The sequence below is a fragment of the Pantoea rodasii genome, assembly GCF_002095465.1.
In the GTDB taxonomy this organism is placed as follows: domain Bacteria; phylum Pseudomonadota; class Gammaproteobacteria; order Enterobacterales; family Enterobacteriaceae; genus Pantoea; species Pantoea rodasii.
Window position 1 is genome coordinate 21,623 of record NZ_MLFP01000025.1, and the last position, 11,920, is coordinate 33,542.

Here is an 11,920-nt window from a genome sequence, read left to right on the forward strand (position 1 = left end):
TGTGGTATCGACAGGGCAGGGGACGGATTCGGTAAACCACCCATAAACCCGAACGCCGGGAAGAGGGCGTAAAAAAACCGCCTGACGGCGGCCGCGTAGCGGTTTTATAAGACTCTGACAGAATCAGCTTCCAGTTTTTCCCACTCTACCTTGTTAAGAACAACCTCCGTTACCCTTGAGTTAGCCAGGGTCAGTCTGTATCTGCGGTCGCCATAAATGAGTTGTTCGTCTTTAACACGCTCAAACTCCACGATCGCTACTTTTTTATAACCGAAGTACGAACTGTCTTTTATTTCAGCAAACATAAACACTTCTCCAGCAGGCGTCCCTTAGAGCATAGAATCATACATTCTGCGTTAAGTCTCTCCAAAGTAATTCGGCGGAATCACTGTAAATCGAAAGGCAAAAAAACCCGCACGGGGCGGGAAAATTGAGAGAAAGGGAAAGGTTCTCTCGTACCCTGCGTGCTGTGTATGACATTTCATAAAAAGTATGAAGCCGATAACAGTTTAGGGGATAATGCCGGAGCAGCAAGGCAGGTAGGAAGTTATTCAAGCTGAAAAACGCGCTGGATCGCAAATCCAATCTGTACCTGATTGTGTGCCTGTCTATCGGGTTACCATATATTTTCGTTTAATTTCACTTGCAGATTTCTCGATGCCCGGATAAACCGTCTCTTCATGTATATTGAGTATTCTTAGCTCTTTAAGAATATTTTTCTGATTCACAATGTTTATTCGGTAAATAGGAAAACCTTCATCATTATCAGGCAAAATTGCATCATTACCAAAAAGCAGAAAAGCACCCGACTGGGAAGATATTCTATTATTGCTGACCCTGCCTCTGACGAAGATTATTTTCGACAAGTCAGAAGGTTCAATCTTGTTAGTGAAGTAGGGTTTTTCATCCCGGATGTAATGAACAAGTTTTGCACATGCATCCTGCTGGTTAAATTCATTAATGTCTTTTTCATAATTCAGTTTTTATTTGTACTCATGCGGCAGCATTGCAAGATTGGCAATACAGCTTACGGTATCTGACTCGTAAAACTTAATTTTATTCCTTTGGACTGAAAATGAGATTACCTGACCGACTTTTTCGCCCGTATCATTTACGCTTGCAAGACACGCAAAATATAAAGCGATCAAAGGATTTGACGTGATATCAAGCAGTCGCGTCGGAAGCCCGTAATTCTGCATTCTTACCAACTTATCCAGCATATACTTATCATTCTGAAATTCACCCGGTTGCGATGTCAGTATATCCCTAACCATTGTTGATTCATTTTCAAGGTGAAGTGAGTTACCCTCTTTATTAAGTCTGAATAAAGAGGGCTCCAGTTTGTATTTGTTGTCCGAATGGCCGCGATAAAATACTTCTTTATCCTCATCCCTTTCATTCCCGAACACCAAGTGTAGGAAAGATTCTACGGAATTCACACTTGGATAATAATGTTGCGGTACAGGTAACTCTGGATTGACAGGTTCAACCTTCATAGATTCTAGGTGCATCGATTCAAGGATAGTGTTGATGTCTCCGTCTTTGACCGCCCAATGAGTTCTGTTTAATCCAAAAAAACCAAGGCTTAAAAAATTTTCAACTACCTTTTCATCTACTAAAACTCTTTTACCGTAATCCTTTTTAATATCAAAATTGAAAACAACATCCTTTTTATTGATATGCATTTCTGATACATCTGCCAATCTTATATTGATATATCTGGTTTCATCATCACTCTCCCAGTCCGTGTAAGCTTCAGTCATTATTAAAGTGGGCAAGTTGCTTATAAAGCTGAGTGATTTGGCTGTTACGGGATAGAGTTTATCGTAAATATATTCAGGAGTACCCTCAAGCATACGAGTAAGCGGAAACGTATCACTCCCATTCATAATTACATGCATCGGCCACCCTTCAAAATTGTGAGGTTCACCACCAATGATTAGATTAAACATGCAGATTATCCTATAGTTTTTGATGTAATTCTGACTCCAGTTATAATTGCACAAATGCCTGCGACTGCGGAAGATAACCTTCAATTTTGCTTCAAATATAGTTTCATGTTTTATTGTGGATGTTATCAGGCTGGTTTAATGAAAAGAAAAGGAACTATATGAGTCATTCATTACTGCACGAACTTCTGCCGAGACGCCTGCATGCATGTGAAGCAGTAAGAACCACGCAGGCACGGAAAAAGGAACTGACAGAGGAAGCGCTGGCAAGGTCGGCGGCACCTCACGTTGAAAAAGTCATCGCTGAAATTGAAAAAGCGGCAATGGCGGGGCGGGGTAAATGCAGCTATACGTTTGAGACAGACAGTGACGTGGCTGAGTTTGCGTGTGATTACATCCGAATGACGGGGTATCAAGTAGAAGAAATCGCTGAGAAAGGAAACGGTTACACTGTCGTGATCCACTGGTGGGAATAGATAAAACTCACATTTGATTATGCCCTATTCACAAAACAGCATTTCTTCGACAGAAGTACAGATCATCATTTAATAACCGGGATATCGCGTAGTCGCGTGGTGTACCGTGGGGACAGCATTTCGCGCTTCATCTGCCAGCTGCTGTCCTGAGCCCCCTGGCCCGCAAACCATACCTTTCCCCGGCCCGAACGGTTGATGCCGTCCAGCGCCGCCATCAGTGCGTCAGCGTTGGCGCGCGGCAGCTGCTCGCTGAACATGTCGAACTGCGCCACGCCTGACTGATAAAAATCACCCAGCATGACGCCGGCCTTCGCGTACCGGTAGCCGTCACGCCAGATAGTACCCAGACCCCGCAGCGCGGAATCAATAATGTCCCGCGTATCATTCGTCGGATAGTCGCAGATGCACGATGCCGTATTCGAGTACTGCGGCCCGTCCCCGTGCCGGCCCGTGGCGATAGAGACGCTGATGTGCCGGCAGCGGGCGTCCTGCTCCCTGAGCTTTTCCGCCGCGCGTGTGGCGTAAAGCACCACCGCCTGCTGTATGTCCTCCAGATGCGTGACGCGCTGCCCGAAGGAGCGCGAGTTCACTATCTGCTGCTTCGGCGGTGGTGCGTCCTCAAGCGCCAGGCAGGACTCTCCGTTCAGCTCTCGCGCGGTGCGCTCGGTGATGACGTCAAAGTTCTTTCGTATCATGCTGGCGTTGCTGTCGGCCAGCTGCAGCGCCGTGGTGATGCCCAGCTGGTTCATGCGCACGCTGATACGCCGCCCGATGCCCCAGACGTCGCTGACGTCAGTCAGCTGCAGCAGCTTCCGCTGCCGGCTCCGTTCGGACAAATCCACCACGCCGTTTGTCTTCGTCCACTTTTTGGCCGCGTGGTTGGCGAGCTTGGCCAGCGTCTTGGTCGGGCCGAAGCCCACGCCGATAATCAGCCCCGTTTCCTGCCGGATGCGCGCACGCATCTGCTGGCCGAACGACTCCAGTGGGATCAGGCTGCCAATCCCGGTCACGTCCAGAAAGCTCTCATCAATGGAATAGACTTCCTGCCCCGCCGCCATCTCTCCCAGTATGGCCATCATGCGCGCCGACATGTCACCGTATAGCTCGTAGTTGGAGCTGAACACGTGCACGCCGTTCTCGCGGAAGAAACGCTCGTTCTGAAACAGCGGGGCGGCCATTTTAATGCCCATCCGCTTCGCCTCTGCCGAGCGGGCAATCACGCACCCGTCGTTGTTAGAGACGACGACGATGGGCCTGCCGCGCAGGTCGGGACGGAACACGGTTTCGCAGGAGGCATAAAAGTTGTTGGCATCCGCAAGGGCAAACATGGTCACTCTCCGGCGGGTCCGCTGAATCCCAGCCCGGCCACGTCGGTGAGGGCATAGGCCACCACGCCCCAGACCGGCAGCGGCTGGCTCACGTCGATCAGCGTGACGGTTTCATCCGCATCCGGCGCCTGCAGGGCGGGAACGGGGTTGAGCAGCAGGCGCCGCAGCGTAAGTTCGCCTTCCACCTCGGCAACAATGAGCTGGCCATGCGTCGCGCTCAGCGCCCGGTCGATGGCCAGCACTGAACCTTTCACAATGCCGGCGTCAGGAAAAGTGCTGTCGCTGCGCATCAGATAGGTGGAATGAGGGGAGAGGCTGACGAGGTCACCCAGGTTCAGGCGCGTCTCTCTGTAATTCTGGGCCGGGCTCTGAAAGGCCATAGACAGTCTCCGTTCTGACAGCAGGTAACCGCGGTAAAATGAGCATGCATTGTTTAACCGGATTCAGTGTCGCGGGGGCATATCACATGCGCGCGCCCTGCAGTATTTTACGCGCCCGATTATCCACTGTCGCCAGGGGTGGGCTGCCGGCCGTCTGAGCAGCGTCTGCCACTGCGAGGCGGCAGGCGGCCAGTCATGCGCCATTTCCGCTCTGACGGCGGGCTGACTCAGCTTCTGATAATAATTCATACGTGCTCCTGACAGCTCCTGTGTACAACGCGTACAGGCCGGATGACATCTCTGATATCAGTATAAGCCGCTATTCTTACAGCCACAGCGGGAGCTCACCATGTGTGGAAGATTTGCGCAGTACAGCAGCCGTGGTGAGTATTTTGACGTGCTGTGCATGACATAGGATGAAATTACGCTCGACCCGGAGCCCATTGGCCGGTTCAACGCCGCGCCAGGCACGCGTGTGCTGCTCCTCATCGGGAGCAGGCCAGAAATGCTGAACCGAATTAAGGTCCAGGTAAAGCTGCCCGTAGTGGCTCTTAAAACCAATTATTTTAAAAGCCGACCAACAGGATTTTAAAGGAGAAGAAAACAGTGTTATCAACGAAGGCCGCAGCCGGATTTCTCATTTTTAGTCATTATTCAGCCCTGTTTGTGTACGGGAGATCTCATGCCGTCTAAACCGGGTATCCGACACGATCTTACGCTGGGGCTCTACTGCCTGCCCGCCATCATCTTTATCAGCGTTGCAGGCTATTTGACCGACCATGTTGCCGCAGCCAGTATCGCAACAGGTGGCGCGATTACCCTTGCTTTCGGAGCAAACAAAACATGGGGGGGGTCATCACTGTCATTGCTCGCAACCACTGTGGCGGGTCTTATTTTTTCTGCCTGGCTGGGTAGTCTGACTGGAAATATATTTTCCCTGTATGTGGCCGGTGCACTGCTTTACACCGGCTTGTATGTGGTGATGGCTAACATCGATGTCAGTGCATGGTGGATGCTGCAGCAGTGGACAATTACTTACCTCGTGTCGGGCAGCTTTGCCGGAACCCCGGAGCATGCCCTTCTGCGTGCCGGCCTTGTCGGCGCAGGCGGAACACTACAGATGATAATTCTTGCAATAATTTTCCAGCGACGAAACTTTCAGCTTCGCGATTTCAGCCCGGGCACGTGGAAACGTTTTTTAATGCATTTTCTTGTTAAGTACAAACATCGTGTCCATCTGCAATGGTCAGTCATATGCGGCATGCTGGGGATGGCTGGTGCGCTGACGGCAGTTCATCTGCTAAACCTGACTAATGGCTACTGGGCGGGTATGACGCTGCTCATCTGCCTGCGAAATAATTACCGGGATACGTTGTCAAGGGTGCAGGCACGTGTGCTTGGCACGCTGACAGGCTGCATTACGGCAGCCGGCCTTATCGATTACTGCAGCAGTTCGTTATTCATAATGGCTGGCTTTATTATCACCGGATTTGCTGCCTTCACCTTCTCTTATTCAATGATTAATCGCTCGTATGGCCTCTTCAGCTTTCTCATCACCACAATGGTGGTTTTCATGATCTCCGGATTCGGCATTCCTCAGACAGGTATTGCCCTGCACCGGTTTGAGTCGACTGCCCTGGGAGGGGCAACTGCTATTCTGGCGATCATACTTACCCGTATGGCCACGCGCGAACAAATTATGAAGGTTAGCCGCTCAGGGACAGGATGATTTTTCATCATTAATGCCATCCACTGGACGATGGGCGGGGCACGTCAGCGTGACGCCCGCTACGAACGCCAGGATAAGTACCGAAAACATGCATGCCATGCAGGTCACCTGCGAGGGCCAGTGCATAATGTCAGACAGCAGAATCCTCACGCCGATACCTTAAATGCAGGGAGCCATTCAGCAGAGCGATATCAGAGATAGCCTGTGGGCTCAGGCTATGCTCCCCCTTAATGATCTTATCCACAAATACACAGGAGCGATCCAATAACAGTTCCACTTAGATCCCTTAAGTTCCATATAGATCCCGGCCCTCTGCAAACCCCGCCATCGCTGGCCTGAAGCCATATCCGGATGTGTACTGAAGGGATCTTCGTGTGTGTTGGCGGGTGAAATATGTGTGCCAGCGGGATGGAAATGTGTCGTGCCGGGATGTATTGTGTGTGCTGGCGGGAAGAGCCCGGATCATACTCTTGACCAGCACATACGCGCAGGGAATTCACATAACAAAATGAAAGAAAACACTTTTATTGGCGATGCGCTGTACAGCGACATGATCAGCAAGGAAAAACAACTCACAGTTAATTCTAATAATACCGTGCAGCCCGTCGCGCTAATGCGACTGGGCGTTTTTGTGCCCAAGCCTTCAAAATCGCAGGGGGAAAATAATGTTGTGGATGCCTCCGAGCTGTTTTCCCAGCTGGAAATCGCCAGAGCTGAAGGTTACGACAACATCAACATTGCGGGCCCGCGTCTGGATATGGACTGCGACTTCAAGGTCTGGATTGGCGTCATCTATGCATTCAGCAAGCACGGGCTTAATTCAAATAAAATCGAGCTGAAATTTAGCGATTTTGCAAAAGGGTGTGGGTTTTCAGCCAAGCGCATAGACAGTCGTCTGCGCAGTGCCATTCATGAATCGCTGGGTAAACTGCGTAATAAATCGATCTCGTTTAAGCGGGGAAAAGACGTACGTGGCAGCTACCAGACAGGCCTGCTCAAAACCGGCTATTTTGACGCTGACAAAGACATTGTTCAGCTTGAAGCCGATGAGAAGCTCTGGGAACTTTTTCAGCTCGATTATCGCGTGCTTCTGCAACAGCATGCTATTAAGGCGCTTCCAAAGAAAGAGGCAGCCCAGGCCATATATACCTTTATTGAAAGCCTGCCCGCTCATCCCATACCCGTGGCCTTTGCGCGCCTGCGTGAACGCCTTTCGCTCTCTAGTTCGGTGAGCGAACAAAATCGCACGATCAAAAAAGCGCTGGAGCAGTTGCAGAAAATCGGGTATCTGGAATTTTCACTTGTCCGTAAAGAACGTGAGAATTACCTTATTATTCATAAACGTAATCCAAAACTCAAACCATCAGATCTGCAATGATATGAGACAGGCGGGTCTGATCTGGCTATCAGTAAACGTGTGTGCTGCCGGGCACGCTATCAGGAGCAGAATACCCGTGTGAATGATCAGGATCGGCTCATTCGTGTGTGCTGTCGGGAAAGGCTCTTCTTCACCTCGTATCTGAGTCTGGTAACGCCCTTAAGATGTGCGCTGGCGGGAAAAAACTCCGTCATTCCCCCGCCAGCGCACATCCTCGGTATTCTTATCCCATCAGCACACACTTGCATGCTTCTTATCCCGCCAGCGCACATCTTAAGGGCCTGCACCTGTAGCTGGCAGCCTGATTATCCTCATATATATGCACCACGTATAAGCGACAGCCGGACTGACGATGGCTCAGCACGGTTACTTTGCGCTCTCTCAGCACTGCAGCACTTTCCCGCTGGCACACATGCTCTCGGCAGTACTCTTCTAAATATCTCAGTGCGCACGACTTTGCCAGTGGAAATCGAGGCTAACGGCCTCCCCGTCCTTCTCCATAATTATCCGTTCTCTGGCACAGACGCCGTTGGGTATGACTTTTTTCCAGTGCCGGTCTGTCAGCTCCGGATGCACGGGGATAAAAAATATCCCCGTCAGAAGCCACAGGCGGGATTCAACCTGACTGACCATCTGGGGTGACAGCCAGAGCGGCATGCTGAAACCCAGGGCGCGGGTGTCCGCAATCCGCAGGACACCCTCTGGTGGCGGTGAATCGGCAAACACGACCGCGGGCAGAGGAGCACGCAGGCAGAGAGAACCGTACCGGGGAAAGCTGTCACCCTCGACCGTAACAGGAAAATCAAGATGTGCCGCAGAGATACCGGCGGCAGAAGACGTCCTCCCGCTGAATCTGTCCTCGCTGTAAATCATGCCGGTAAGATTTTCTTCCCGGACAGCCCGGGCGTGCGCGTGTTCAGCAACAGCGCTGCAGAAGGCGCTGAACGTAGATGCTGGCATCTCCCCGAGCGGATAGCGCCGGAAAATGATTTCCCGCTCAGGATGGTTGAGGAGTGACTGTCCGCGGGTCTGTAAAACATTTTTGAGTGTGAGCTCAAACCCGTCGCGGGATACCAGCGTCCAGAACAACCAGGCTGCCGCATCTTCCAGCAGCTGTGGGTGAAATTCATTTTTCATGACGTAATTTTCCTTATGTTATCCCGGAGCACCCGACTGAAGGGAACGGGGCGAAACCTTTGTATGCCCCGTCGGAACTATGATAATCATGCGACAGCAGTCAGCTGATCTCGCTGGTCAGTTCTCAATAAAAACGTTGCTTCGTGACAGCCGCACCCAGCCTGCGTGGCAGAAACTGGTTGTCCTGCAGGCAGGCCGCTAAGGCCGCCCCGGGCAGGGTCGCTGACGTTAAGATTATCTTTATTATCCCTGATTTTATTTTGATTGCGCCTCCGGAGTGACGCCGTTCCATTCCGGCATTGTAGGCCATGAGACCTTTACGGGTAAAATGATTGCAGATATATATCAGGCGGCAGCGCAGCGCTTTCCGGCGTTCAGCGCAGCACGCGAAGGATCCCGTCGCTCATGACCTGCGCCGGACTGGTAAGCACATTCCGACCCGCCTGTGCAGGCGCAGCCGCGGTGAAAATACTTAAATTTGCTTAATCCACTGAAACTGTGCGCGATAATTTGTAAAATCGACGTATTGCGGCAATCAGCCGCGGTTTTAGGGGATAGGGAATGCTGGAACTTTTTGACGTGAGCTATGAAGAGCTCAGGACAACGCGGGCGTCAGAGCTTTACAGGCTGCGCAAGCAGACCTTCAGTGACCGCCTGGGCTGGGACGTGGTCTGCAGCCAGGGAATGGAATCGGACGAATTTGACGGGCCGGGCACGCAGTACATTCTCGGACTTTATCAGGGGCAGCTTATCTGCAGCGTCCGCTTTGCCGCTCTCAGTCAGCCGAATATGATCACTCACACCTTCCGCGACTGCTTCAGCACGGTAGCGCTGCCAGCCGATGGGACCGAATCCAGTCGTTTTTCGTGGACAAGGCGCGCGCACGCAGCCTGCTGGGCGAGAGTTATCCGGTCAGTCAGGTGCTGTTTCTGGCCATGGTGAACTGGGCACAGCAGCGGGGACATGCCCGCATCCACACTATCGTAAGCCGGGCCATGCTGACCATCCTGCGCCGATCAGGGTGGCAGATTGCCGTGCTAAAGGAAGCACACCTCACCGAAAAAGAGCGGATTTACCTGCTGACGCTGCCGGCGTCAGGCGAAGACCAGCTGAAGCTGGCAGGCTCCGTTATCGCCCGTACGGGCTGTGAGCCTCAGGAGGCCACTACCTGGCCGCTGAAGCTGCCGGTCTGATCAGATCCAGCTCAACGCCCAGGCGGATGGCCTGCCGGGCGTTGCTGACTCCGAGCTTCACAACGACATTCTTGATGTGAAACTTCACCGTACTCACGGAGATACCGGTAATGGCCGCGATCTCAGCATACGTCTTACCCATGCTGGCCCAGTAAAGAACCTCGTTTTCCCTCACCGAAAAAATCGCGCCACCGGCACTTTCACCCGATGCTTTCGCTTTGTCGGCCAGCGATCCTGTGAGCTTGTACATCTGCTCGTTGAAGTCGATCAGCAGCATCTGTAGCGCACCCTGCTCAGCAGAAATCCGGGCTTCAAGCCCTTCCTGCCCTGAGCCATTAATGATGAGCGACAGGAGCGCAAGATTATTCATGTGGTCATGCAGCACAAAGGTGAACCCGTTGACGATGTTGTACTGCCGCGACAGCGTGAAAATTTTAGTAAACCGCAGGTCGGACATCAGCGTGATGTTTTCGTCCCAGGAAAAAGGCGAGGTGCGCTTGAAAGCAGAAAGAATTACGGGATCGGTCAGCTGGAAATTGTTGGCACGATAGAGGCGAACCCACTCGTCCGGATAACTGGAAATAATAAGAACTTCTGAAGGTTTTTTTTGTTAACGACGGTATAGGCATATTCAGGCGAGCCATAAGGCTGCAGCTTTCTCTGGATGTATGCCTGCAGAGTATCTGTAATCGTGTTGTTTCCAGTAAAAAAAGCAAACATCACTGCTCCGGGTGGTTTCGTATTGCGGGTTTTAAACCATACCTGCACTAAAGTACAGGCCACACAATACTTAAGCATAACTTACAAACGAAAGGCAAGCAGTTACAATGCGTGTAAGTTGTTGAGGCAGAAAAAAAACCTGACCTTTCGGTCAGGTAGCTAATACAGCCAACACCAGGGAAATCCGGTCAGACGGTACGCAAACAATAAAGTTACCGCTGACCGGATTCACATTTTACCATCTCCCCCTGCCGCAAGGCAATTCATCGCGTTTAATCTGGTCCTGTTTCCGCAGCCTGCCGTCAGGTTCAGCCATTGCTGTCGTCGACGTTAAGCAGCACCGGGACAATGTCCTGTCCGGCCCGTCCTGAAAGGATAAGGAAGCGGTGCCATACGTGATAGGGCACAAACGCAAAGCCCAGACGATACTCATGCAGCAAGTGCGAGGCTTCACCGCCCATGCCCAGCAGAACGGCTAACCTGTCGTCCGTGGCATACTCCGGTACACACGCCTGGAAGTGGCCGAACCAGGCGCAGACCACCTCTCTGGCAGGTGGTTTCCACTCTTCCGTCATTTCCCGCAGATGCGCGGTGTCGTAGTCGCGGTACCGGAACGAATCCGGCCCTGCGACGGTTGGTGCGCCCAGTCCTTTAAGCATGAGGCTGATGCTCTGCGCACGTTTTCCTGACGCAGGGCTGATCTGTCAGAGCCCGGTTCCTGGGTTACCAGTTCTTTCATTGTCATCCTCTTATCTGAATATGTTGGAATCGCTCCGGCAGGCTGACATTAAGGCTATGCCGGCCGGTCGTCACTAAAGCAGGGGATCGCCCGCAGCAGGCACAGGCACGGTGGAAGCGCCTGGCCGTTACAGCGGGCGGGCATCATATGCCATTAAGATCTTCCAGACGAGAATATCGGCAGCAACTTACGTTCAGCTGAGTAAAAAATGGTTAAACCGTGCAGAACAGCCACGCACGTGCTGTGAAGATTTCCAGGCTGCTCACGGACGGCAAAGGTGTACCTGCAATCCTGAGTGTCGGTCTGGGCGGATCCGGGAGCCACTGTAAACAGTAAATGCGCTCAGAAAATGTCAGATCTGAGTAAAAGACGCATGCAGAGGGGCGTAGCAGATGCCAGCGTGCATATAGTGTACATTTTTACAGTATACAGTGAACCCAGGCGAAAGCAGCCCGCCCGGATCCCTCAGCATTGATGTCATACAGGACGAACATCCGATAAGCAGCATTTCCGGAAGCTGCTAGTGCCGTTTAGCGGGCAGACTTAAAGATGGCAGATAAATGGACGTTCTGCAGGTGCCGGCGCGATCCATCGCATTCCCTGACTGCTGCTTCACGCCCTGCAGCCGCCGGCTGGAGCGGCCCGTGGATCCATACCGACGGTCAGGGTGCTTTCATCTCCACGTGACCGCCGTTGCTGAAAGTACCGGCCGCTACCAGAAACGCCAGCCGGTCAGATGCAGCGCGCGGGCGATGCCCCCTAGCGCGGTGAGGATGAGCAGGCCAGCCAGCCCCGCCATGGCGCTGAAGCCAAACCGGACGAAAAGAAAATAGCCGGCCACGCACCCCGACAGGAACGAGACGATGGTCACGAGGTGCGTGCCGAGCAGCG

The 11,920-nt window shown here is 52.3% G+C and carries 9 protein-coding genes and 2 pseudogenes; 4 read left to right on the forward strand and 7 right to left on the reverse strand.

The genetic code is table 11. The annotated features are described in order from the left end of the window. Nucleotides 1-104 precede the first annotated feature (104 nt). Nucleotides 105-305, reverse strand: a complete 201-nt coding sequence (locus tag HA45_RS21335) for a hypothetical protein (protein WP_100701415.1) — start codon at nucleotides 303-305, stop codon at nucleotides 105-107. Nucleotides 306-983: 678 nt separating this feature from the next. Then, nucleotides 984-1,952 carry an FRG domain-containing protein gene (locus tag HA45_RS21340; RefSeq protein ID WP_240629203.1) on the reverse strand — a complete coding sequence of 323 codons (969 nt, stop codon included), beginning with the start codon at nucleotides 1,950-1,952 and terminating at the stop codon, nucleotides 984-986. A 158-nt stretch (nucleotides 1,953-2,110) separates the two neighbouring features. Here HA45_RS21340 and HA45_RS21345 point away from each other — a divergent pair, with 158 nt between their 5' ends. Further along, complete coding sequence (locus HA45_RS21345; protein WP_100701416.1) at nucleotides 2,111-2,425, forward strand: hypothetical protein; 315 nt, start codon at nucleotides 2,111-2,113, stop codon at nucleotides 2,423-2,425. Between the two features lie 65 nt (nucleotides 2,426-2,490). On the opposite strand, the gene umuC is transcribed toward HA45_RS21345, so the two are convergent. Together umuC and HA45_RS21355 are read right to left on the reverse strand one after the other, a co-directional pair. Continuing rightward, the gene (gene umuC / locus HA45_RS21350; protein ID WP_100701417.1) at nucleotides 2,491-3,753 is read right to left on the reverse strand and encodes a translesion error-prone DNA polymerase V subunit UmuC; all 1,263 of its coding nucleotides are present in this window, start codon (nucleotides 3,751-3,753) and stop codon (nucleotides 2,491-2,493) included. 2 nt (nucleotides 3,754-3,755) lie between these two features. Further along, nucleotides 3,756-4,133 (reverse strand): S24 family peptidase, encoded by a 378-nt coding sequence (locus HA45_RS21355; protein ID WP_100701418.1) that lies wholly within the window; start codon nucleotides 4,131-4,133, stop codon nucleotides 3,756-3,758. Nucleotides 4,134-4,815: 682 nt separating this feature from the next. On the opposite strand from HA45_RS21355, the gene HA45_RS21365 reads away from it, so the two are divergent. Then, the gene (locus HA45_RS21365) at nucleotides 4,816-5,862 is read left to right on the forward strand and encodes an FUSC family protein (RefSeq protein ID WP_100701420.1); all 1,047 of its coding nucleotides are present in this window, start codon (nucleotides 4,816-4,818) and stop codon (nucleotides 5,860-5,862) included. Nucleotides 5,863-6,370: 508 nt separating this feature from the next. After that, complete coding sequence (locus tag HA45_RS21370; protein WP_034827977.1) at nucleotides 6,371-7,240, forward strand: RepB family plasmid replication initiator protein; 870 nt, start codon at nucleotides 6,371-6,373, stop codon at nucleotides 7,238-7,240. Nucleotides 7,241-7,681: 441 nt separating this feature from the next. Here HA45_RS21370 and HA45_RS21375 read toward each other — a convergent pair whose 3' ends face one another. Further along, nucleotides 7,682-8,377 carry a hypothetical protein gene (locus tag HA45_RS21375; protein ID WP_100701421.1) on the reverse strand — a complete coding sequence of 232 codons (696 nt, stop codon included), beginning with the start codon at nucleotides 8,375-8,377 and terminating at the stop codon, nucleotides 7,682-7,684. A 561-nt stretch (nucleotides 8,378-8,938) separates the two neighbouring features. On the opposite strand from HA45_RS21375, the pseudogene HA45_RS21380 reads away from it, so the two are divergent. Next, nucleotides 8,939-9,570 (forward strand): annotated as a pseudogene (locus HA45_RS21380) (acyl-homoserine-lactone synthase). Here the strand turns inward: HA45_RS21380 and HA45_RS21385 are convergent. Together HA45_RS21385 and HA45_RS21390 are read right to left on the reverse strand one after the other, a co-directional pair. Then, nucleotides 9,542-10,290 (reverse strand): annotated as a pseudogene (locus tag HA45_RS21385) (helix-turn-helix transcriptional regulator). The pseudogenes HA45_RS21380 and HA45_RS21385 sit on opposite strands and share 29 nt — an antisense overlap. Nucleotides 10,291-10,598: 308 nt before the next feature. After that, a complete protein-coding gene (locus HA45_RS21390) occupies nucleotides 10,599-10,949 on the reverse strand; it encodes a hypothetical protein (RefSeq protein WP_128599050.1) in 351 nt (116 codons plus the stop codon). Nucleotides 10,950-11,920 lie beyond the last annotated feature (971 nt).